The sequence below is a fragment of the Actinomyces haliotis genome (genome assembly GCF_015355765.1).
Classification (GTDB): domain Bacteria; phylum Actinomycetota; class Actinomycetes; order Actinomycetales; family Actinomycetaceae; genus Actinomyces; species Actinomyces haliotis.
In genome coordinates this window covers 1-23,632 of record NZ_JACWNA010000017.1, presented here as the reverse complement: position 1 = coordinate 23,632, position 23,632 = coordinate 1, and the positions used below count along the sequence as shown (strand labels likewise).

The window sequence follows — 23,632 nt, the reverse complement described above, 5'->3', positions numbered from 1 at the left end:
GGCTCGGTGGTGCTGCGGAGGGGCGTGGGGCGACGCGCCCCGCGTCGTCACTCCTGCGGCACGTTCCTCTCGAGCTCCGCGATCCACGGGTTCGAGCCCGCGTCCGAGGGCATGCGCCAGTCGCCGCGCGGGGACAGCGAGCCGCCGGCGACGACCTTGGGGCCGTTCGGGAGCGTGGAGCGCTTGAACTGGTTGGAGAAGAAGCGCTTGAGGAAGAGCGTCTCCCACTTCCTGATCTCGGGGAGGGCGTAGGCGACCTTGTCCTCCTCGGGCAGGCCGGCGGGCCAGGCGCCCGCGTCGGCGTCCGCCCAGGCCTTCTCGGCGAGGAAGGCGATGCGGCTCGGGCGGGCCCCGCGGCGCAGCACGTGCCAGAGCGTGAAGTCCTGGAGGGCGTAGGGGCCGATCTTGGCCTGGGTCGACTGGATGGGCTCTCCCTCAGCAGCCGGCACGAGCTCGGGGCTGATCTCGGTGGCGAGGATGGACAGGAGCACCTCGCCAGCGGTGTCGGAGAAGATCCTCTCGGAGACGACCCAGCGGATGAGGTGCTGGATGAGGGTCTTGGGGATGCCGGCGTTGACGTTGTAGTGGCTCATCTGGTCGCCGACGCCGAAGGTGCACCAGCCGAGCGCCAGCTCGGAGAGGTCGCCGGTGCCGAGGACGATGCCGCCGCGCTGGTTGGCGATGCGGAAGAGAAAGTCGGTGCGCAGGCCGGCCTGGACGTTCTCGAAGGTGACGTCGTAGACCTCCTTGCCGCGCTCCCCCTTGCCGTAGGGGTGCCCCATGGCTGCGAGCATCTGCTCGGCGGCGGGCTTGATGTCGAGCTCCTCGAAGGAGACGCCGAGCGCCTCGGAGAGCAGCTGGGCGTTGCTGCGGGTCTCGGCGCTCGTGGCGAAGCCCGGCATGGTGATCGCCTGGATGTGGGTGCGGGGCAGGCCGAGGCGGTCCATGGCGCGGGCGGCGACGATGAGGGCGTGGGTGGAGTCGAGGCCGCCGGAGACGCCGATGACGATCTTGGGGTTGCCGATGGCGCGCATGCGCTGGACGAGGCCGGCGACCTGGATGTTGTAGGCCTCGTAGCAGTCCTGCGCGAGGCGGGCCGGGTCGTCAGGGACGAAGGGGAAGCGGTCGACGCTGCGGCGCAGGCCGATGTCCGTGCGGGGGGCCGCGAGGCTGCGCCGCTCGACGAGCACCGTGCGGAAGCCGGAGGGGTCGATGAAGGTGGCGACGCCGTCGTCGGCGCCCTGCAGACCGAGGCCGCGCGCGCCGCGCGAGAGGGTCTCGCGATTGTCGTCGAAGGAGCCCTGGCGGACCCGCTCGGCGACGAGCCCCTCGACGTCGACGTCGACGACGGTGGCGCGCGGCCCCTCGGGGAACCGCTCGGTCTCCCCCAGGAGCGCGCCGTTCTCGTAGACGAAGGTCTGACCGTCCCAGGTGAGGTCCGTGGTGGACTCGCCCTCGCCGGCGGCGGCGAAGACGTAGGCGGCCAGGTCGCGCGAGGAGGAGGCGCGGGCGAGGAGCTTGCGGTCCTCCGCCTTGCCGACGGTGATCGGCGAGCCCGAGAGGTTGACGAGGACGGTCGCGCCCGCGAGCGCGGCCAGCGACGACGGCGGGACGGGAACCCACATGTCCTCGCAGACCTCGACGTGGAGGGTGAGGCCGGGGACGTCCTCGACGTCGAAGAGGAGGTCGGGGCCGAAGGGGACGAGGATGTCGACGGCGTCCGGGTCGTCGGGGCGGTCGACGTCGGCGTCGCCCACGCCGGGCAGGCGGATCCAGCCGTCGGTCTCGACAGTGTCCCCGGCGGCGAAGTGCCGCTTCTCGTAGAACTCGCGGTAGTTGGGCAGGTAGGACTTCGGGGCGACGCCGAGGACGTGCCCGCCCTGGATGACGACGGCGCAGTTGTAGAGGCGGGTGCCGACGAGGAGCGGAGCCCCGACGATGAGGACGGGCAGCAGGTCGGTCGAGGCGGCACGGACGGCCTCGATGGCGGCCAGGACGTCGGCGCGCAGGACGTCGGAGAGGAGGAGGTCGTCGATGGAGTAGCCGGTGAGGCTGAGCTCGGGGAAGGCGGCGACGGCGACGCCGTCCTCGGAGAGGGCGCGGGCCTGCTCGATGATGGCCGCAGCGTTGGCGGCGGGGTTCGCGAGGACGACGGGGAGCGTGACGGCGGCGACGCGCGCAAAGCCCTGGTCGTAGGCGGAGCGGAACTCGATCGTCGGGGAGGCGGGGGCGGCGCTGGCGTCGTTGGGCATGGCTCGATCCTCCCACGCGCCCCGGACACGTTGAAGGGCAGGCGGAGCGAGCCGATGAAGCGTGCCGGGCTCGCCACTCGGAGACCTAACCCCTCGACGATGCAAACAATCCGTCCGAACCGGCGTGGTTGTCTGACATCATGCGAGTTAATCCATTAACGTTGTGCGGACCACACGGCGGTAACGACGCCGAGCGCCGACCGTCACAGGTGGCGACGAACCAGGAACCGCACATCGAAGGAGATGTCATGCGCAGAGCCGCGCACACCCTGCCCCTCGCGGTGCTCACCGCGCTGACGGTGCTCGGGGCGCTCATCGCCCCGACCGCCTCCGCCGCCCAGGCCGACGCCTCATCCAGCGAGCAGTGGCGCCCCGCCTTCCACTACGCGCCGGAGAAGAACTGGATCAACGACCCCAACGGCCTCGTCTACGAGAACGGGACGTACCACCTCTTCTACCAGCACAACCCCAAGGGCATCGCCTGGGGCAACATGAGCTGGGGCCACGCCACGAGCACCGACCTCGTGCACTGGACCGAGCAGGCGGTGGCGATCCCGTACACCAAGGACTACGGCGTCTTCTCAGGCTCCGCCGTCTACGACGAGAACAACACCTCGCGTCTGGGCACCAAGGAGAATCCGCCGATCGTGGCCATCTGGACGCGCGCGGACAACCACACCGGGATCCAGGCGCAGTCCCTCTCCTACTCGACCGACCACGGGAAGACCTGGACCAACCTCAACGACGGCGACCCGATCCTCGACGTCAACAACAAGGACTTCCGCGACCCCAAGGTCTTCTGGGACTCGACCTCGAACCGGTGGACCATGGCCGTGGCCCTCTCCGCCGAGCACAAGGTCTCCTTCTACTCCTCCTCCGACCTCATCCACTGGACCCACGAGTCCGACTTCGGCCCAACCGGTGACACGACCGCCGTCTGGGAGTGCCCGGACCTCTTCGAGGTCCCCGTCGACGGCGGAGGCTCCACCTGGGTGCTCTCGCTGTCCATCGCCGGCAAGACGAAGTACTTCACCGGCAGCTGGGACGGCTCGACGTACACCGCCGACCCCGTCTCGGTCTACGACGGCTCCGAGGGCACCCTCCTTGAGGGCTTCGACTCCGGCAGCTACGACGGCTGGACGACCAACGCCGACGGCGCCACCGGCACCGCCCTGGGAACGGCGCCCGCCACAGGCGACCTCGCGGGCCACCAGGGCACCGGCTACGTCGACACCTACGGCACCGGGGACAACGACACCGGCTCGCTCACCTCCGCGCCGTTCACGATCTTCACCGACTACCTCAACCTCCTCACCGCAGGCGGCAAGCACCCCTACGACGCGACCGCCACCGGTGACAACGGCGGCGGAACGCTCCTCACCGGCTTCGACTCGGGAAGCTGGGACGGCTGGGCCGTCGAGGGCAGCGCCTTCGGCACCGCGCCCTCGACCGGCGCCAACTCTGGGCAGCAGGCGCTCCACCACCAGCAGGGCGCTGGGCTCCTCAACTCTTTCTACGACTCGGCGACGGGCCAGGGCTCCGACGCCGGGACGGGCACAGTCACCTCGCCGTCCTTCACCATCAACGCCGACCACCTCAACCTCCTCGTCGGCGGCGGCAACCACGGCGCCGACGACGTCTCCGGCGAGACCGCCGTCGAGCTCGTCGTCGACGGCCAGGTCGTGCGCACGGTTACCGGCAAGAACACCGAGTCCCTCAACTGGCAGAGCGTCGACGTCTCCGACCTGCGCGGCAAGACGGCCACGCTCCGTGTCGTGGACGCAAACACCAGCGGGTGGGGGCACATCATGCTCGATGAGGCGCGCCTGTCCGACACCGCGGCTTCGCCCTTCCCCTCGAACACCTCCGTCAACCTCGTCGTCGACGGCGAGGTGGTCGCCTCCGCTACGGGCAACAACTCGGGGACGCTCGACTGGCAGTCCCTCAACGTCAGCCGGTGGAAGGGACAGCAGGCCACGCTTGTCATCGAGGACAACAGCTCCTTGGACAGCTGGGGCCACTTCATGGTCGACTCGATCACCGCCTCGGACACCAAGGGCTTCTCGCAGGCGGACTCGCTGCCCGTCATCGACCACGGTCGCGACAACTACGCGGCGGTGACGTGGAACGGTGCGCCCGACGGCAACCGGTACGCGATCGGCTGGATGTCGAGCTGGGACTACGCCAACGACCTGCCGACCAGCACCTGGCGCGAGGCGATGACGGTGGCCCGCGAGTACACCGCCCACACCGTCGACGGGAAGGTCCGAGTCTTCGCGGAGCCCGTCGCCTCGCTCGACTCCCTGCGCACGGGGCAGACCTTCTCCCGGAAGAACACGAACATCCAGTCAGCCGAGCGCTCCATGGGCAAGAAGGCCGCAGGGAGCTCCTACGACATGGAGCTCACGATCAACCCCGGCACCGCCGAGCGCTCCGGCGTCAAGGTGCTCGTCGGGGCCGGGCAGGAGACCGTCGTCGGGTACGACGCGACGACCGGCGAGGTCTACCTCGACCGGACGAAGTCCGGGACCATCCCGAACGACTCCTTCCCGTCCATCGACCGCGCCCCAGTCACCCCTGCGGCCGATGGCCTCATCCACCTGCGCGTGCTGGTCGACCACTCGAGCGTCGAGGTCTTCGCAAACGACGGCGCCGCCGTGATCACGGACGCCGTCTACCCGGACGCCTCCTCGACGGGCGTGAGCCTGTTCGCGGAGAACGGCCGGGCGCGCTTCCCTCAGCTGACGATCCACGAGCTCGGCTCCTACACGGACTGAGGCCGAGCACACCGTTCGAGGGGCTCCTTCCGCGCGAGCGGGAGGAGCCCCTCGTCCCGTGCTGACCACCTTGAGGCGCGTCCACCTCCCGGCCACCCGGCGGTGCCAGGATCGCGCCATGGCCGCTATGACCGCTCCGTGCACCGCCGCCTACCCGCCCACCCCGTGCCCCTGCCCCGTCCCGGAGGGCTCGCGGACCGTCTTCGCGCACCGCGGCGCCTCGGCGCTCGCGCCGGAGAACACGCTGGCCGCGTTCCGGCAGGCCGGCGGGGTCGACGCCGGCTCCTGGTTCACGGCCGCGGACGGCTCGCACCTCTTCGGCGGGGAACCGGTCCCGACGCTGCGGGCGGCCCTCGAGGTCGTCGCCGAGGCGGGGATGGGCGTCAACGTCGAGCTCAAGTCCTGCGAGGCGGGCGCCGAGGCGTCGCGCCGGCTCGTCGACGGCGTGGCCGTGCTCCTCGACGAGTACGCGGAGGAGCTCTTCAGCTGGGGCGTCACGGGGATCTTCACGGACCGCGTCCACGAGCTGGGGTCGCTCGCCGCGCAGGGCTGACGGCTTCCTCGCCTCGCTCCCGACCTCCCACGGGCGCTCGGCCGTCGCCCGTGCGGATGACCGCCTCTCGTCGTCGGACGGCCTCAGGCCTCGCGGGCGCCACACTGGAGCGACAAGCGCCAGCCCACCTCAAGGGGTGAGATGAAGACCACGCAGCAGATCCCGCACCGCGTTGAAAATGCAATCAAGTTCCGGTGTTCACCCTCGCCCTAGCCCCCTATGCTTCACCAGTCGGAACGCACTTGGCACGAGGAGATCAGGGACTCCGTTGACATGCCGATGCGTTCGGGGATGCCGCGATTCAGGGACCGCGCCCCCGAGCCCGACTGAGGCCCCGCACCTGTGGTGCGGGGCCTCCTCGCGTCTAGAGGACCGTTAGAACGGGCCGTGCGTACGGCGTCCTAGAAGCGCCGTGACGAGATCAGGCGCTGATGCCCCACCGCTCCTTGAGGCCCTCGATGTAGAGGCGGATCTCCGCGACCATGTCCGTCGCCAGCGTGGCGTCCGCGGCGGTTCCGTCCGTCGTCGACGCCAGCCACTGGATCTGCAGGCCGTCGGACAGGGCGGTGACTGATCGGGCGATGAGCTCCGAGGGTGCGTCCGCACGCACGACGCCGGCGGCCTTGCCCTTCTCGAGGGCGTCGATCAGCGCCTGGACCGAGACGTGAAGGTGCTCGACGAACCACTCGTGGGCCGGGTGGTCGGCGTCGAGCACGGAGACGATGGTCGCCGTGTAGATGGCGACGAGCTCGCGGCGCTGCGCGTTGCGCTCCACGAGACGCAGGTAGGCATCGAGCATGGCCCACGGGTCGTCCCCAGCGAGCTCGGAGATCGCGTTGACGTCCTCGCGGTCACGACGGTCGAGCACCTGCGCGAAGAGCTCGTCCTTGGAGGAGAAGTGGTGCAGCAGCCCGGCCTTGGAGATGTCCGCGGCGGCAGCGATGTCCGCCAGGGACGTGCCCGCGTAGCCGTGGGCGCCGAAGAGCGCGACCGCCTCGTTGAGGACGCGCTCGCGCTTGTCCTCGCTCCCGGCCTTCGGTCGGCCGGGCCCGCGCCGGCGCGCGGGCGGGGCTGCTGAGGAGCGTGACGACGTGTTCCTGCTGGCCATGAGGCCATCATCCCACTGCGCGCAGGCTTCCGTTGCGCCGTCGCCCATACAACCGTCCTCACGGTCGAATCGTGGCAGAGTGTGCACCGACCGCATCGCGTCCCCACAGCGAGGAGCACCTCCCCGCGAGCGCAGGAACGGGCCCGCGCCACAGCGTCGAAGGAGACCGGCATGAGCACCGACAACCGCACCCCACGCGTCACCGACACCCCTGTCGCCAGGCCGACCGGCGAGCCCGGCCCGCTCGTCGCCGCCGCCTGCGGCCCCGTACGCGGTGAGTGGCGCACCATCACGACCGCGACGGAGCACAGCCGGTACCAGCGCTCCGCAGCCTTCTACGCCATCCCCTACGCCGAGGAGCCCACCGGGGAGCGGCGCTTCATGGGCCCCGTCCCCCGCGGGCGCTGGTCCGAGGGGCTCGACGCCACCACGCCCGGCGCCACGCCCCAGCGCGGCTCCATCTTCGACGACCCGGCCATCCCTGAGCCGTCCGTCCCGGGCGAGGACGTCCTCAACCTCAACGTCTTCACCCCTGTCCCCGGGGAGGAGTCGGCCAACCTGCCCGTCTACGTCTGGATCCACGGCGGAGGCTGGGTCTCCGGCTCGCACAACTCACCCTGGTACGACGGCGCCGCCTTCAACCGCGACGGCGTCGTCACCGTCTCCGTCGCCTACCGCCTCGGCTTCGACGGGTACGGGTGGGTCGACGGCTCCGACGCCCCCTACAACCGCGCCGTCCTCGACCAGGTGACCGCGCTGGAGTGGGTGCGGGACAACATCGCGGCCTTCGGCGGGAACCCCGACGACGTCACCGTCGGCGGTCAGAGCGCGGGCGGCGGCAACTCACTCGTCCTCATGAGCGTGCCGCGCGCCCGGGGCCTCTTCCACAGGGTCATCTCCGAGTCGGGCGCCGTTCCCGACCAGACGGCCGGGGTCACGCGCGAGAGGTCCGTCGCCCTCGCCGAGGCCCTCGGGGTCCCGCCGACCCTCGAGGGCTTCCGCAGCGTCTCCTACGACGAGGTCTTCGAGAGCACGAACCGCCTCGGCGGGCAGACCGTCGAGAACGAGAGCACGAGTGACGGCTCCGACGACTCCGCCCCCGGTGGTCCCGCCGACGGCACCGCCGGGCAGCCGGGCCCCGACCCGGTGGAGGCTGTCCGCACCGCCGTGGACGGCCTGGGCCAGAGCCTCGCGTTCATCCCCACCGTGGACGGGGAGATCGTCTCCGCCCCGCTCGCCGAGGCCCTCGCCGCCGGGCAGGGCTCCGACGTCGCCGTCCTCGCCGGGTCCACGACCCACGACTTCGCCTTCGCAGGCCTCGCCTACGCCGAGTCGGCGGCCGGCCTCGAGCCCAGGACGCTCCTCACCGACGCCGGCGTCCCGGCCGAGCTCGCCGAGGCCTACCTCGCCCGGCACCCCGAGCACGCGCAGGCGCCGCACCTCCTCATCGGCGACCTGATCTCCGACGCGACCTTCCACCTGCCGCTCGTCGAGTGGTTCGAGGCGCGCGAGAGGGCCGCCACCGGCGCGGCCCGGCAGTGGGCCTACGAGTTCGCCTACGCCTGCGGGCCGATGCACCTGGCCTACCACTGCACCGAGCTGCCCTTCGTCTTCGACTGCCTCGCTGAGCCCTACTGCGAGCACACGCTGGGCCCCGGCGCCCCTCAGGAGCTGGCGGACGCCGCCCACGAAGCCTGGGTCAGGTTCATCACGACCGGCGAGCCCGGGTGGCCCCGGTGGGGCGAGGCGTCCACGGGCCGCCGCTTCGGCGACAACCTCACCGGGACGCTGGTCGTCCAGCAGGATGTGCCGACCTTCGTGGTCGAGCGTGACCTTCTCCGCCTGCGCGAGGAGCGTGCCGCCTTCTGAGGCCCGGAGCACCGCTCCTCCTCACGGCCGAGGTATCGCGATCGGGCCGGGCGCTACCCTCGTGGCACCCGGCCCGACTCGACTCTCCCACCAGGAAGGGACCGTCATGACCTCCCAGAAGCTCATCCGCGCGCTCACGCTGCCCACCGTCGCCGCCCTCTCCGTCGGCGCGGTGTCGGCATGCGGCCACGACTCCCCCGACAGCACCGCGAGCGCCTCGCCGACGCCCTCGGCCGCCTCGGCCGTCACCGTGACCGCGAGCCCGAGCGAGGCGGAGACGACGGCCCCCGCCGTGGAGGCCTCGAGCGCGCCGGCCTCCGAAGCGCCCAGCGCAACGGCGACCGAGTCGGACGCCCCTCTCACGCAGGGGACGCAAGAGGCCACCCAGGCGTCGACCCCGTCTCTCGAGGCCGCGCAGGCGGTCTGGACGAAGGCTGGTCAGGCCATCATCGACGGCGACGAGTCCGCCTTCCTGTCCGTGTCGAGCCAGTCGGTCCTCGACAAGCTCACCACGGAGCAGAAGGCCGAGACCGGCCCGGACGGCTCACTCGCCTGGAAGGACTGGGACGTCATGGGCGGTCACGACGCGACCGCCTCGCAGGACGTCAAGCACGAGGTCGGCTCGTGCGTCGAGGGCACCGAGAACGGCGTCAACCCGCCTGAGGGGACGGGCGTCACCTGCGAGATCGACGCCGTGCCGACGGGCAGCGAGCCCATGGTCATGGGCTACTTCTTCCTCGGGCAGCAGCCCGACGGCTCGTACAAGGTGCTCGGTTACCAGCGCAACTACCAGTGAGGCGATGAGGCTCCCGTCACCCGCCCCGACCTCGCCCGGACGCAGACCGGCAGACGCACGCTCGACCGCCTGAATCCTGGGAGTCAGACGGTCGAGCGGTGCGTGAGGGGCGTGCGCGGGGCGGGCCGGGCGACGCCGGGCCGGCCCTCAGACCGCGGTCGCGGCGCTGGCGGCACTGGGCGCCCAGGCCTCACCGCGAGCGGTGAGCACCAGCCCGGCGAGCACGCCGTCGGGGCTGACGTCGACGACGACCTCCTGGCCGTCGAGGACCTCGCCGCCCAGGATCATCCGGGCGAGCTTGTCCCCGATCTCGCGCTGCACGAGGCGGCGCAGCGGGCGGGCGCCGTAGGCGGGGTCGTAGCCCTCGTCCGCGAGCCAGCTGCGAGCGTCGTCCGTGACCGTGAGCGTGAGGCGGTGGTCCGCCAGGCGCTCCTGCATCTTCTCGAGCTGCAGGTCCACGATCCGGCCGAGCTCCTCCTTGCTGAGCGGGTCGAAGATGAGCGTGTCGTCGAGCCGGTTGAGGAACTCCGGCTTGAAGTGCGCGTGCACGGCCGTCATCACCGAGTCACGCTTCTCCTCCTCGGAGAGCAGCGGGTCGATGAGGAACTGGCTGCCCAGGTTCGAGGTGAGCACGAGGATGACGTTGCGGAAGTCGACCGTGCGGCCCTGGCCGTCGGTGAGGCGTCCGTCGTCGAGCACCTGCAGGAGGACGTCGAAGACCTCGGGGTGCGCCTTCTCCACCTCGTCGAGCAGCACCACCGAGTAGGGGCGACGCCGCACGGCCTCGGTGAGCTGACCGCCCTCGTCGTAGCCGACGTACCCCGGAGGGGCGCCGACGAGGCGGGAGACGGAGTGCTTCTCCGAGTACTCCGACATGTCGATGCGCACCATGGCGCGCTCGTCGTCGAAGAGGAAGTCCGCGAGGGACTTGGCGAGCTCGGTCTTCCCGACACCGGTGGGGCCAAGGAAGAGGAAGGAGCCGGTGGGGCGGTCGGGGTCGGAGACCCCGGCGCGCGAGCGGCGCACGGCGTCAGCGACGGCCGCGACGGCGGCCTTCTGCCCGATGAGGCGGGAGCCGATGACCTCCTCCATCTGAAGGAGCTTCTGCTGCTCGCCCTGCATCAGCTTCCCGACGGGGATGCCGGTCCAGGAGGCGACGACCTCAGCGACCTCGGCGGGGCCGACCTTCTCGGCGATCATGGGCTCCGGCACGGAGGCACCGTCACGCTGCTGACCGTCCGGGCCGACGACGGCGCCTGCGGCCTGCTCGGAGGTCTCGGCGTCGCGGATCTGATTCTCGAGGGCGGGCATCTCGCCGTAGCGGATGCGGCCCGCCTCCTCGAAGCGGCCCTCGCGCTCGGCGAGGTCGGCCTTGGTGCGCAGCTCGTCGAGGGCGGCGCGGAGCTCGCCGACCTTGTTGTGGCCGGCCTTCTCCGCCTCCCAGCGGGCGTTGAGGGCGGTGAGTTCCTCGTTGGCGTCCGCCAGCTCGGCGCGCAGCCGCTCGAGGCGGTCGCGCGACGCCGGGTCGGCGTCGTCACCGTCCGCGGACAGCGACTCGGAGAGGTAGGACTCCTCCATCGTCATGCGGTCCACGCGGCGGCGCAGCTCGTCGATCTCGACCGGCGAGGAGTCCAGCTCCATGCGGAGCCGGGACGCCGCCTCGTCGATGAGGTCGATGGCCTTGTCGGGCAGCTGACGGGCCGTGATGTAGCGGTCGGAGAGCTGGGCGGCGGCGACGAGGGCGCCGTCGGAGATGGTCACCTGGTGGTGGGCCTCGTACTTGGGCGCGATGCCGCGCAGGATGGCGACGGTGTCGGCCACGGAGGGCTCACCGACGAGGACCTGCTGGAAGCGGCGCTCGAGCGCGGGGTCCTTCTCGATGTTCTCGCGGTACTCGTCGAGCGTGGTGGCGCCGACGAGGCGGAGCTCCCCGCGGGCGAGCATGGGCTTGAGCATGTTGCCGGCGTCCATGGCGCCCTCGGAGCCGCCGCCCGCGCCGACGACGGTGTGGAGCTCGTCGATAAACGTGATGACCTCGCCGTCGGAGGACTTGATCTCCTCCAGGACGGCCTTGAGGCGCTCCTCGAACTCGCCGCGGTACTTGGCGCCCGCGACCATGCCCGCGAGGTCGAGCGCGATGAGGCGCTTGCCGCGCAGGGACTCGGGGACGTCGCCCGCGACGATGCGCTGGGCGAGGCCCTCGACGACGGCGGTCTTGCCGACGCCGGGCTCGCCGATGAGGACGGGGTTGTTCTTGGTGCGGCGGGACAGGACCTGGACGACGCGGCGGATCTCGGAGTCGCGTCCGATGACGGGGTCGAGCTTGCCGGCGCGGGCGGCCTCGGTGAGGTCGGTGCCGTACTTCTCGAGCGACTTGTAGGTCCCCTCGGGGTTGGGCGAGGTGACGTGGGCGTTGCCGCGGACCTGCGGGAGGGCGTCGCGCAGGGCGGTGGCAGTGGCGCCGGCGTCCGCGAGAAGGCGGGCGACGGGGTCGGTCGACGGGTTGCCGGAGGCGAGCCCGATGAGCAGGTGCTCGGTGGAGATGTAGTCGTCCCCGAGGTTCTTGGCCTCCTTGGAGGCGGCGTCGAGGGCGGCGAGGAGGGCGCGCGAGACCTGCGGCTGCCCCACGGAGCTGCCCGACGAGGCGGGGAGCTGGGTGAGCACGCGGCGGGTCGCGGCGCCGACGGCGGTGCGGGCGGAGGGCTCGGGGTCGACCGCCGCGAGCAGGCCGAGGGCGACTCCGTCCTCCTGGCCGAGGAGCTCGGAGAGAAGGTGAGCAGTCTCGACCTGGGGGTTCCCGGCGGCCGCGGCGGCCTGCATGGCGCCGCTGATGGCCTCCTGGGAACGGGTGGTGTAGTTCGTGTCCATTGAGAGGACCTCCTTGATGACGTTGCGACGGCGGGTACCCGGTGGCGGGATCGCTCGGGTCCGTCGATCCGGTCAGTCCAACTTCCGCGAGGTTGAGTCTATTCCACTCAACTTGGCGAACAGCACTGTGACGCGACGCTCGACGGTCGAACCCGGTCGCGGCGCGGCCCTGCGGGCGCCAAGCCGCCTCACGGACGGCGAGACATAGGAACTCCGTCCCGCCCAGCCTCTCTCACCGACAGCGAAGGATGCGCTCGTGCGGTGGCGCACGGCACACTCTCGTGCTTCCATGACCCCAGGCCGACGCCAGCTGGCGATCCGGGACCCCGACGGAAGGAGAACAACCATGGGTATTGACGACCTGAAGAACAAGGCCGGCGACGCTCTCAGCTCCGACAAGGGCGAGCAGGCGTCCGACAAGGGTCTGGACAAGGCCGCGGACGCCGCCAAGGGCAAGTCCGGCGGCAAGTTCGACGACAAGGTCGACTCCGCTCGCGACGCCGCCGACGGCAAGATCGGCAACGCCTGAGCCATAGAGCTATCACCGCGGTCTTGAGATCGCAGGGGAACCCCCGCACCGAATGGTGCGGGGGCTCTTGCGCTCTTGCGGGACCCTCCGACCTGGTCGGAGGCACCGGAGACTCCTAATCTGAGCACCGTCTCAGTGGCCACGCATGCGTCTCGTTATCGAATCGTTATAAACCTGGTTGCTAGGACACGGTGTCGTGCCAGGCTCCGCACCCCTGAAGTTCATCCCTAGAACACAAGGAACTCCTGTGATCAGTCGCAAGTCCCAGCTCCTCATCACCGGAGGGGCCGCCATCGGTCTCTCCCTCATCCCCGCCTCCGGTGCCTTCGCCGACGACGCCTCCTCCGCCCAGCCGCCCACGACCTCCCAGGACCCCGCCGCGACCGCCAGCACCCCGCCCGTCGAGCAGGCGCAGGCCGACCTCGACGCCGCCCAGGCGGAGCACGACGCCGCCTACTCCGCCGCCGCCGACGCCGAGCAGGCCGAGGCGGACACCGCCTCCGCCCAGGCCACCGCCCAGGCGAGCGCCGACGCCGCGGACCAGAAGGTCGCGGACGCGCAGGCCACCGCGACCGCCGCGGACACCGCCAAGCAGGACGCCGCCGACGACCTCGCCTCCGCGAAGGCCACCGCGACCGCCGCCGCCTCCGCGGACAGCGACGCGTCGGCCACCCAGGCCACGGCCGAGAGCTCCGCAGCCGCCGCCGACGACAAGGAGGCCGCCGCCCAGGCGACCGCCGACGCCGCGGACAAGGCCGTCGCCGACGCCAAGGCCACCGCGGACCCGGCCCAGCTCCAGAAGGCCGCGGACGACGCCAAGAGCCGCCTCGCCGACGCCCAGAGCGCCTACGACACCGCGAAGCAGCGCTCGGACGAGGCGAACGACCAGGTGGCGCGCGATCAGGCCTCCCCCGTCACGCGAGACGCCGAGCTCGCAGCCGACGAGCGTGCCGCGACGAGCGGTACCGCCCTCATCGAGCAGCTCTCCTCCATCGTCTCCGCCTATCCCGCAGAGCAGCGAGCTGGCAGCTTCGACACCGACCTCGCAACGGCCCAGGCCCCGGTGACGGCAGCGCAGAGCGCCGTCGACGCGACCGCGGCCGCGCTCGCCGACGCCCGCACCGCCGGCGACGACGCCCGGGTCGCAGCCCTGGAGGTCCAGCTCGCCTCCCAGTACCGCACCCTCCTCGATGACCAGACCGCTCTCATCGCCTTCTGGCGCGACCACCTCACGACCGGCGCCGCCCAGACGCTCCCGGCGTCGAGCACCTGGGTGGAGGCCAACCGCACGGCCTCCGGCACGACGGAGGGCAACGGCATCAACAAGGCGGTCGCCGACCGTGACGCCCTCAAGGCCGACGGCGCGGCAGCCGACCTGACCACGGCCCAGAAGGCCCTGGATGACGCCAGGGCCGCGTCCGCGCTCGCGGACGCGGCGCTCGAGTCCGGCAAGGCGCCCGCAGGCCCCACGCGCGACGAGGCCGTCAAGGCGGCGCAGGACGCGATCGCGGCCGCCGAGCAGCAGGTCGCCACCGCCCAGACCGCCGTCGGCACCGCCCATGAGGCCGACGTCGCCGCCGCGCTTCGCCTCGACACCGCGATCGAGACGCTCAACACCGCGCGGAGCAACCTCCTCCACCTCCAGGACGTTCTCAACCTCCTCACCGTCGCCGCCGCGACAACCACCAAGGAGCATGAGGCCGCCGTCGCCGCATGGACCGGCGCAGCCGCTGCTCCGGCCGGAGTCGAGGACGCCGACCACGACGCCCTCGCGGCGCAGAAGGCTCTCGACGCCAGCTACTCCGCCCTCATCGGCCACCTCCACGACGCCGCGTCCGCCCAGGCGGCGATGAGCACCGCCTCCGCCGCGCTCGACGCCGCCCAGAAGACGCTCGAGGCGAGCCCCGACGACGCCGCAGCCAAGCAGGCCGTGGCCGACGCGCAGGCCGCCTACGACACCGCCGAGAACGACTTCCTCAACGCCCGCCAGTACTACTGGGCCTACCAGGACGGCGACGACAGCACCTACGAGCAGTCGCAGGACCGCGACGGCGCGATCAGCGCCGTGGACTCCGCCCTCGCGAACGCCACCGGGTACACCGAACCGGCCGCGATGACGGCGGCCCGCCAGGCGCTGCGCCAGGCGGCCACGGCGAACGAGGCCGCGCAGAAGGCGCTCATCGACGCGCTCGGTTCCGGGAGCGACGCGACGCAGCCGCAGGCGGCCGCAGACGCCGCCGCCCAGGAGTACGTGCGGGCGCTCAACACCTTCACGCTCCTGCTCACCGCAGCAGACGGGGAGGAGATCCCGGCGGTGAGCCTGGACGACCCGGCTGCGGCAGCTGACGCCGTCGCACGGGCCCAGCTCGACGTGGACGGCGCCCAGGTGCGCGTCACCTGGGCCGACGCTGACTACTACCTGGCACTCAACGGGCGCGAGACCACGAGCCTCGCCCTGGACAACGCCACCCGGGCCCTCGGCACCGCCTCCGCGGCCCTTTCCATCGCTCAGGACGCCCTCGCCGCCGCGAACGCCACTCCGAGCCCGGTGAGCCCCGCACCGACCGCGGCCGACCTCGCCGCGTCCCAGCGCACCGTCATCGCCGACCAGACCAAGGCGATCGCGGCCGCGGACGCCCTCGTCACCGCGTCCTCGCCGGCGCAGTGGCCGGACAACCCGAACTGGGACGTCGACTGGGCCGACTTCCACAACGCCATCGAGATGGACTCCCGGCCCGCCGCCGCCGCGGCCGCGGAGGCACTCGCGACGGCCGAGGCGTCAGGCGACGCCGCGGCGATCTCGGCCGCCAGGGCCGACCTCATCGCGAAGAACGCCGACCTCCTCAAGGACATCGAGGCCTTCGCCGACTTCCTCAGCGACGCAGGAACGGCCTCGAACGCCACCTCGCAGAGCGCGGCCTGGGTCGCGGCGGACACCGCTCTCGCCCAGTCCGTGACGGCGCTCCGCGCTGCCGGTGGGCAGGCCCCGTCCGGACTCACCGCGCCCGAGGCCGCGGCGCAGTACTCCCAGGCGCTCGCCGCACAGGCCACCGCCCAGAGCAAGCGGGACGCCGCCGAGGCGACCGGGGCGTCCGCGGAGGTCCGCGCCCTGGCCCAGCTCACGCTCGACCGGGCCAACGTGAACCTCGTGTGGGCGCGCACCGCCGTGTCACTCACCGCGTCCTCTCCGGCTCCGTCGACCGATCTGACCGCGCTCGTGGCCGCCGCCGCTGACGCCCACGCCGCCCTCGACCAGGCCAAGGCCGAGCAGGCCGCGGCCCACGCGGCCCTGGACCAGGCCAACGCCGCCCTCGCCGCCGCCGACACCGCGAACGCGGACGCCACGGCGAAGGTGACGGCCGCTCAGGCCGCCTACGACGCCGCCTCCCAGGCAGACGCCCAGGCGCAGGCGGCCCTCGAGGCGGCCAAGGCCGAGCAGACCGCGGCCCACGCGGCCCTCGACGAAGCCACCGCCGCCCACGACACCGCCCTCGCCACCTTCCAGGCAGCAGCGGACCGGGCCGACAAGGCCGACGCCGCGCTCGACGCCGCCCAGAAGGCTCTCGACGCCGCCAGGGCAGCCGCCAACGGCTCGACGTCGATCATCGAGCCTGGCAACGGCAGCCAGGCCCCGGACGACCCGTCCACCAACCTGGCGCAGCCGGGCGAGGCCGGGTCGACGCCGGTCACCCCGGTCCAGCCGAGCACCGGCGCTGACACCACCGCCAGCACTGGCACCGGCACTGCGATGCCCACAACGTCGAGCACGAAGGCCGAGCGGAAGGCCGCGAAGCAGGCGGCCAAGCGGAGCACCAAGGAGGCGAAGGCGAAGCAGAAGGCGGCCAAGGCCCACGGCCGCCACGCCGCGACCACCACGGTGACGCAGGCGGACGCCGCCGCGTCCTTCACGCTCTACCGCGCCTGATCGCCCAGCCCCTGGGCCGGCCGGGCGACCGGCCGACCCAGGACCTCTCGGGAGGGGCATCCTGGCCCCCGCCCCGACCGTGACGACGTCGCCCGCCGCACTCTCACGAGCGCGACGGGCGACGTCGTCGTTCTCAGCGGGCCGCTGCGCGCGGCCCCACCGGAATCAGGCCTGCTTGGTGGCCTCGATCTCAAGGGTGATGGCGATCTTGTCGCCGACGAGGACGCCGCCGGCCTCGAGGGCGGCGTTCCAGGTGAGGCCGAAGTCCTTGCGGGAGATGGTCGTGGTGCCCTCGAAGGCGGCGCGCTCGGCACCGAAGGGGTCGGTCGCGGTGCCGAGGAACTCGGTGTCGATGTCGACGCTCTTGGTGACGCCGTGGATGGTGAGGTCACCGGTCAGGGTGAAGGACTCCTTGGAGCCCGCGACGTTCGTGGTGACGAAGGTCCACTCCGGGAACTGCTCGACGTCGAAGAAGTCGGCGGAGCGCAGGTGGTTGTCGCGGTCCTCATTGCGGGTGTTGACGCTGGCGGCCTTGATGGTCGCGGTGGCGGTGGAGCCGACCGGGGTGGACTCGTCGGCGACCTCGATGGTGCCCTCGAACTCGTCGAACTGGCCGCGGGTCTTGCCGATGCCGGCGTGGCGGACGGTGAAGCCGAGGGTGGAGTGGGCGGCGTCGATGACGTAGGTGGTCATGAGGTTCTCCTTGGGAGGTGGTCCTGTCCGGCTCAGCAGCGCCTCACCGGTTTGTTGACTGCTCAACCATATGCCGAATCCGATACTCTGTCCACCTTTAATAAGTGTTCTCGGTCACACATCGCTGCTGGATCCAGCACTGCCTCCGTCCCCGCGCGGGGCACAGCGTCCGCCCTCCCGGCCGTGGTGCAATGGCCGCATGACCGAGCCGCTCTCCCCCGCCGACCGCACCGCCATGCACGCCTCCCCTGAGCTCCCCGACGTCCCCGTCTGGCTGGACGACGTCGAGGGCGACGAGGCCCTCGCCTGGGTCGAGGAGCGCGATGCCGAGACCCGAGCCGAGTACGAGGACGACTCGGCCTTCATCGGCCTGCGCGACGACGTCGAGGCCATCCTCGACTCCCCCGACAAGATCCCCGCCGTCTCCGAGGCCGCCGGGATGCTCTACAACCTGTGGACCGACGGCGAGCACCCGCGCGGTCTGTGGCGCCGTACCACCTGGGAGTCCTACCGCGCCGGCGCACCCGCGGCGGCCGGCCCGGCCGGCGCCGACGCCAGCTCCTCCGTCGGCACCAGCACGAACGACGCCGGCGGCAACACCGACACCGCGACCGGCACCCAGTGGGACCTCCTGCTCGACCTCGACGCCCTGGGCGGGGCCGAGGACACCACCTGGGTGTGGCACGGCGCCGAGGTCCTGCGCGACGGCCCCCTCGCCGGGCGTCGGGCCCTCGTCAACCTCTCCGAGGGCGGCTCCGACACCGACGTGACGCGGGAGCTCGACTTCGAGACCCACACCTTTCTCAGCCCCACCGACTCGGGCTTCTACCGAGCGCCGTCCAAGGGCCGCATGAGCTGGGCCGACGACGAGGGCGACACCGTCCTCGTCACCGGCGACCTCGGCGAGGGGCTCACCACCACCTCCGGGTACCCGCGCGAGGTCCTGCGTCGTCGTCGCGGCGAGAGAGTCGAGGACGCGGAGCTCCTCATCGTCGCCCCCACCAGCGCCGTCGCCGCCTACTCGTGGCGCGACGAGGAGGGCCGCACCTGGGTCGGGTACTCCCCCGACTTCTACACCGAGGAGCAGTGGCTCGTGCCCGACGGCGCGGCAACGCTCGCTCCCGCCGACGCCGCCACCGCGGACCCCGCCACGGCGCTCGTCGCCCCCGGTGCGATCCACGTCGACGTCCCGGGCTCGGCCCAGTGCTTCGGCTTCCGCGACCACCTCATCGTGCAGCTGCGCGATGAGTGGGAGATTGGCGGGACGGTCCACCCGGCGGGGGCGGTCCTGGCCGCGCCGCTTGACGCCTTCCTGGCCGGCGAGGCCGCGCTCACCGCCCTCTTCACGCCGACCCGCACGGCCTTCGTCCAGGGCGTGACGGGCACGCGCCACCACCTCCTCCTGGCCCTGCTCGACGACGTCCTCGACCGCTTCGAGGTCCTCACCCCCACCGACGACGGCGGTTGGGAACGGCGCGAGCTCGACCTCGGTGCCGTCACCGCCAAGACCGAGCTCGGCGGCACCGGCGTCAAGGCGCACGCCGCAGCGCGGGCCACCGCCGACGCCCCTGTCGACGACGCCGCCGCGGCCGACGAGGACCCGACGCTCCTGCGGCCCGGCCGCGCGATCCTCGCCGCGCACGTCGGCGCCGTCGCCCCCGAGGTGGACGACCGGATCTGGTTCACGGCGTCGACCTTCACCGAGCCGACCACGCTCGCCGTGCTCGACCTCGGCGAGGACGGCACCGGGTCGGACGCCGAGGTGCTGCGCCAGGCACCGGCCCGCTTCGACTCCTCCGGCGTCGTCACCACGCAGCACGTCGCCGTCTCCGAGGACGGCACCCGCGTGCCCTACTTCCAGGTGGGACGCCCGGGCACCGAGCGCGCCGACGGCGGTCACGAGCCCGTCCAGGTGCTCCTCAACGCCTACGGCGGCTTCGAGGTTCCCGAGACCGTCACCTACCTCGGTGCGACGGGCCGCGCGTGGGTCGAGGAGGGCGGCACCTACGTCCTGGCGAACATCCGCGGCGGCGGCGAGTACGGCCCCGCGTGGCACCGCGCGGGCCTCAAGGAGAACCGCCACCGCGTCTACGAGGACCTGGCGGCCGTGGCGCGCGCCCTCATCGAGCGCGGTGTGACGACGCCGGAGCGCCTCGGCGTCCGGGGCGGCTCCAACGGCGGCCTGCTCGTCGGCAACATGCTCACGCAGTACCCCGAGCTCTTCGGCGCCGTCGTGTGCGAGGTGCCGCTGCTCGACATGAGCCGCTACACGCACCTGCTGGCCGGGGCCTCCTGGGCGGCGGAGTACGGGGACCCGGACGACCCGGAGCAGTGGGAGTTCATCAAGGGCTTCTCCCCCTTCCACCTGCTGCGCGAGGGCACGACCTACCCGCCGGTCCTCCTCATCACCTCGACACGCGACGACCGCGTCCACCCCGCGCACGCGCGCACGATGGCGCACCGAATGCTGTCCCTCGGGCAGGACGTCACGTACTTCGAGAACTCGGAGGGCGGCCACGGCCGAGCCTCAACGAACGCCCAGCGCGCCTTCATGGTGGCTCTCGAGCACGAGTTCCTGCGGCGTCACCTCGAACGCTGAGCGCGGGCGGGCTCACCGCCGGCGCTCAGCGGCGGGCTGCCCCGGCCGGTTCAGCGCTGGGCTGCTCGGACCGCCTCAGCGCCGGGACGCGCGGACTCCGCCGGCGACCGTCGTGCCCAGGCCGACGAGTCCGGCGCCGAGGGCGGAGACCATGAGGACGCTCGCCTCGGTGACGCGGCTCGAGTCCATCATCGGGCCGACGACCATCCCGTCGGTGCCGCCGGGGCACGTCACCGTGTAGCGGCCCGAGGTGCTGGTCGTGAAGGAGGCGTAGGGCAGGCCCGTGTCGTCGGGGTCGTCGAGGCTCACGGCCTTGCCGGCGGGGTCCGCGACCGTGCAGCTCGTCGTCGAGGCACCGATCGACGAGGTGTAGACGGCCTGCTGGCCGCCGGCGTCCAGGTAGACGACGCCGGAGGAGCCGAGGACCGTGCCGGAGGACAGCGGCCCCTCGACGACGAGGCTGACGGCCAGGGCGGTCAGGGCGAGCGGCACCGCGATGAGGAGGACGAGGCCGACCGTCAGGAGGCCCCAGCGCGAGCCCCACGAGCGTCGTCGCTCCGGCGCAGCGACGGCCTCGCGTGGAGCAGTGGTCACCGTCTCCCACGGCCGTCCGCCCCAACCGGGGTTGCGGTACGGGTCCGTCGCCTTCGGGGCGGTGTCGGGGCCGGCGCCTCGGGCGGCGCGGACGTTGTCGCGGCTGGAGCGGCGACCGGGGCCGACTGCCCCGGGACCGACGGCTCTGGTGGTGCGCGAGGCCGTTCCGACACCCGCGCCGTCGGAGCCTCGTGAGGTCCCGGTGCCGGCCCGGGACCCGGGCGGCTCGATCCCTTGCTCACGCAGGTACTCGGCCAGCTCCTCGGGGCTCAGCCGCTTGCCGTAGCGCGGCTCGCCGTCCTCGGTCTCGTAGGTGGGCACTCGGTCGCCTCGTCCTCTCGGTCAACCACGCGGTGTGGACGTCGACCGAAGCGTACAGGCCCCGGGGACGGCACGGCCGGCGGACGCTGGAGCGTCCGCCGACCGTGCCGGTGCGGGGTCGGTGGGTCTCAGACCGCCGAGGCGCCGGTGGTGGTGCCCTCGACGGCCTCGGCGCTCTTGCGCGTGTTGCGCTCGGTGCGGACGACCGCGACGACGAGCTCGAGCCCGAGGCGGACGGCGACGAGGTCGAGGATCGCCGGGATGATGCCGATGATCGCGGTGAGGAGGAATCCGGCGGCGCTGAAGCCGAGGCCCCAGCCGTCGCTGCCGGTGGCGATGCCGACGACGATGGCGAGCCCGAACCAGGTGAGGCCGACGCCGATCATGGACAGGATGTAGATGACCTTCGCCCACGTGACGGTGATATACCTCGAGAAGCTGAGGTCGAAGAGGGCCGAGAAGAAGTTGCCCTCGCTCTTCGTGGCGGCAGTGGCGGCCGGGTAGCCGGGCTGCTGGTACCGCCCCTGCTGGTGCTGGACGGTCTGCGCGTAGGCGGCGTTCGGGTCGTAGGAGCCGTTGGGGTCGTAGGCGGGGGCGCTGGTCTGATGGTACTGGCCGACGCCGTCGTAGGCCGGAGCGCTGGGGGCGCTGGGCTGGTACTGCGCGGGCTGCGCGTAGGCGGCGGTCCCGTCGTCCTGCCGGTAGCTCTGCGTCGGGGCGGCGCCCGCGGTGTACTGGCTCTGGTAGTCCGGGGCCGGAGCCGGAGGCGGCGGGTAGGAGCCAGGTGCGGAGGGCGCCGACGGCGGGACGTAGGGCTGCTCGGGATTCTGCGACTGCTGGGACATCGATCCTCCTGGGGAGACGGCGGTCATCCGAACCCTACAGACGCCACGCTCGCGTACCAGGGACCGGCGCGTCCCCGCTCGCCAGACGGACGGCGCACCCACGCGGCCTGACACTGGTCGCCCCTCTGTGCACCGAGCGGCCCTCTGGTTCCTGGCCGTCGGACGGCCTCGTGGCGCGTTGCCGACCCTCGGCAGGGCGTGGGGGCGGTCAGAAGCGGGCGCGGAGGGTGAGGGCCGTCGAGTGGTGACGCCCCTGCTCCGCGACGCGATCCGAGCTCTCAGCCCGGTCCGCGACCCGGTCAGCCCTCTCCACCCGCTCGACGCCGCGGGCGGCGGCCCGGGCGACGCGCGCCGGGACCACCTGGACCTCGCCGTCGGCGGCTGCCGCGAAGACGCGCTCGACGGTGGCCCGGCGGGCTCGCAGTCGGCGGTTCTCCGCCTCGAGGTGCTCGAGACGGTTCTCGAGCTCGAGGATCCGGGCGATGCCCTCGAGGTTGACGCCCTCCTGGCTGAGGGCCTGGACGCGGCGCAGGCGCTGGACGTGGCGGTGGGAGTAGCGCCTCCCGCGACCGCGGGTCCGGGCGGGGCTCACCAGGCCGAGGCGGTCGTACTGCCTCAGGGTCTGGGGGTGCATGCCGGCCAGGTCCGCGGCCACGGAGATGACGTAGACGGCCCGCTCGTCGGCGTCCTCGGCGGGGAAGTCGACGCCCTGGCCGGTGCGTCGTCGGGGGCTCACTGTGAGGCCCCCTCCGTGAGCGAGGCGCGCGGGTCGGTGTCGCCGAGGGCCTCGTCGAAGGCCTCGAGCGCGGCTCTTGCGTCCTTGGAGAGCTTGCGCGGGACGGCCACCTGCACGGTGACGAGGAGGTCGCCGGTCCGCTTGGCGGTGGCGACGCCCTTTCCCTTGACGCGCATGGTGGTGCCGGACTGCGTGCCCGCCTTGATCTTCACCCTGGTGGAGCCACCGTCGAGGAGCGGGACCTCGACAGTCGCGCCGAGGGCGGCCTCCTTGAGGCTGACCGGCAGGTCCATGCGGAGGTTGGCGCCATCGATGGAGTAGACGGGGTGCTTGGCGACGGTGATCGTCACGACCATGTCGCCGCTCTCGCCGCCGTTGGAGCCGGGACGGCCCTTGCCGCGCAGGCGGATCTTCTGGTGGTTCTGCACCCCGGCGGGGATGCGGACCTTCATCGTTCGGCCGTCGGCGGTGAGCTCGACGGTCGTGCCGGCGACGGCGTCGCGCAGGTCGATGGTGGCGTTGGTGAGCACGTCCGGGCCGCGCACCGGCTCGGGGGCGGAGCCGCCGAAGCCGAAGGGGTTGCGGGAGCGCCCGCCGCCGAAGGGGCTCGCACCACCGGACGCTCCGCCGAACATCCGCAGGATGTCCTCGTAGTCGGCCGCGGAGGTGCCGCCCGCCCCGCCGTTCGTGGAGAAGCGGACGTTGCCGCCGCCCCCGAACATCGAGGAGAGGATGTCCTCGAAGCCGGCGCCTCCCGCGCCGTTGGCGCCGGAGGTGAAGCGGGCGCCGCCGCCCGCCATGGAGCGGATGGCGTCGTACTGCTTGCGCTCGGACTCGTCGGAGAGCACCGCGTAGGCCTCACCGACGTCCTTGAACTTCTCCGCCGCTGCGGCGTCGTCGGGGTTGCGGTCCGGGTGGTACTGCCTGGCGAGCTTGCGGTAGGCCTTCTTGATGGTGGCGGAGTCGGCGTCCTTGGCGACGCCGAGGACCGCGTAGAAGTCCTTGGTCATCCAGTCCTGACTGGCCATGGGTCACCGCCTCCTGCTTCTGGTTGTCGTGGTGGTGTCGATTCGTGGTGGGTGGGTGCGTCGTCGGGGGCGGGGCCCCGGGGGGGGCGGGGCCCCGCGGCCGGGGGGTGGGGGGGGGGGGGGGGGGGGGGCGGGGGCC

General features: G+C 72.2%; 15 protein-coding genes. 7 read left to right on the top strand and 8 right to left on the bottom strand.

Annotated elements, in window-relative coordinates:
• Positions 1-47 precede the first annotated feature (47 nt).
• Positions 48-2,252: an NAD(+) synthase gene (locus tag IXW69_RS08085; protein WP_194785837.1), complete on the bottom strand. Its 2,205-nt coding sequence runs from the start codon at positions 2,250-2,252 to the stop codon at positions 48-50.
• Between the two features lie 248 nt (positions 2,253-2,500).
• Here IXW69_RS08085 and IXW69_RS08080 point away from each other — a divergent pair, with 248 nt between their 5' ends.
• Both IXW69_RS08080 and IXW69_RS08075 read left to right on the top strand, forming a co-directional pair.
• Positions 2,501-5,029, top strand: coding sequence for a GH32 C-terminal domain-containing protein (locus IXW69_RS08080; protein ID WP_194785836.1), 2,529 nt, complete (start codon positions 2,501-2,503; stop codon positions 5,027-5,029).
• 118 nt (positions 5,030-5,147) lie between these two features.
• Positions 5,148-5,582 (top strand): PI-PLC domain-containing protein, encoded by a 435-nt coding sequence (locus IXW69_RS08075; protein WP_194785835.1) that lies wholly within the window; start codon positions 5,148-5,150, stop codon positions 5,580-5,582.
• 421 nt (positions 5,583-6,003) lie between these two features.
• Here IXW69_RS08075 and IXW69_RS08070 read toward each other — a convergent pair whose 3' ends face one another.
• The gene (locus tag IXW69_RS08070; RefSeq protein WP_194785834.1) at positions 6,004-6,690 is read right to left on the bottom strand and encodes a TetR/AcrR family transcriptional regulator; all 687 of its coding nucleotides are present in this window, start codon (positions 6,688-6,690) and stop codon (positions 6,004-6,006) included.
• Between the two features lie 171 nt (positions 6,691-6,861).
• On the opposite strand from IXW69_RS08070, the gene IXW69_RS08065 reads away from it, so the two are divergent.
• Positions 6,862-8,559, top strand: a complete 1,698-nt coding sequence (locus IXW69_RS08065) for a carboxylesterase/lipase family protein (protein ID WP_194785833.1) — start codon at positions 6,862-6,864, stop codon at positions 8,557-8,559.
• Between the two features lie 106 nt (positions 8,560-8,665).
• Complete coding sequence (locus tag IXW69_RS08060) at positions 8,666-9,355, top strand: hypothetical protein (protein WP_194785832.1); 690 nt, start codon at positions 8,666-8,668, stop codon at positions 9,353-9,355.
• Between the two features lie 147 nt (positions 9,356-9,502).
• On the opposite strand, the gene clpB is transcribed toward IXW69_RS08060, so the two are convergent.
• Positions 9,503-12,223 carry an ATP-dependent chaperone ClpB gene (gene clpB / locus IXW69_RS08055; RefSeq protein ID WP_194785831.1) on the bottom strand — a complete coding sequence of 907 codons (2,721 nt, stop codon included), beginning with the start codon at positions 12,221-12,223 and terminating at the stop codon, positions 9,503-9,505.
• A gap of 346 nt (positions 12,224-12,569) precedes the next feature.
• On the opposite strand from clpB, the gene IXW69_RS08050 reads away from it, so the two are divergent.
• Together IXW69_RS08050 and IXW69_RS11925 are read left to right on the top strand one after the other, a co-directional pair.
• Positions 12,570-12,752 carry an antitoxin gene (locus IXW69_RS08050; RefSeq protein WP_194785830.1) on the top strand — a complete coding sequence of 61 codons (183 nt, stop codon included), beginning with the start codon at positions 12,570-12,572 and terminating at the stop codon, positions 12,750-12,752.
• Positions 12,753-12,999: 247 nt separating this feature from the next.
• Positions 13,000-16,677 (top strand): hypothetical protein, encoded by a 3,678-nt coding sequence (locus IXW69_RS11925; protein ID WP_194785829.1) that lies wholly within the window; start codon positions 13,000-13,002, stop codon positions 16,675-16,677.
• 165 nt (positions 16,678-16,842) lie between these two features.
• Here IXW69_RS11925 and IXW69_RS08040 read toward each other — a convergent pair whose 3' ends face one another.
• Positions 16,843-17,370 carry a YceI family protein gene (locus tag IXW69_RS08040; RefSeq protein WP_194785828.1) on the bottom strand — a complete coding sequence of 176 codons (528 nt, stop codon included), beginning with the start codon at positions 17,368-17,370 and terminating at the stop codon, positions 16,843-16,845.
• 199 nt (positions 17,371-17,569) lie between these two features.
• On the opposite strand from IXW69_RS08040, the gene IXW69_RS08035 reads away from it, so the two are divergent.
• The gene (locus IXW69_RS08035) at positions 17,570-19,969 is read left to right on the top strand and encodes a prolyl oligopeptidase family serine peptidase (protein WP_228525106.1); all 2,400 of its coding nucleotides are present in this window, start codon (positions 17,570-17,572) and stop codon (positions 19,967-19,969) included.
• A gap of 75 nt (positions 19,970-20,044) precedes the next feature.
• Here IXW69_RS08035 and IXW69_RS08030 read toward each other — a convergent pair whose 3' ends face one another.
• From IXW69_RS08030 to IXW69_RS08015, 4 genes are all read right to left on the bottom strand, one after another.
• Complete coding sequence (locus IXW69_RS08030) at positions 20,045-20,884, bottom strand: hypothetical protein (RefSeq protein WP_194785827.1); 840 nt, start codon at positions 20,882-20,884, stop codon at positions 20,045-20,047.
• A gap of 128 nt (positions 20,885-21,012) precedes the next feature.
• Entirely contained in the window at positions 21,013-21,729 is a 717-nt protein-coding gene (locus IXW69_RS08025; protein ID WP_194785826.1) for a DUF4282 domain-containing protein, read from the bottom strand.
• Between the two features lie 208 nt (positions 21,730-21,937).
• A complete protein-coding gene (locus IXW69_RS08020) occupies positions 21,938-22,465 on the bottom strand; it encodes a heat shock protein transcriptional repressor HspR (RefSeq protein WP_194785825.1) in 528 nt (175 codons plus the stop codon).
• Positions 22,462-23,493, bottom strand: a complete 1,032-nt coding sequence (locus tag IXW69_RS08015) for a DnaJ C-terminal domain-containing protein (RefSeq protein ID WP_194785824.1) — start codon at positions 23,491-23,493, stop codon at positions 22,462-22,464. The genes IXW69_RS08020 and IXW69_RS08015 overlap by 4 nt, the downstream gene beginning before the upstream one ends.
• Positions 23,494-23,632 lie beyond the last annotated feature (139 nt).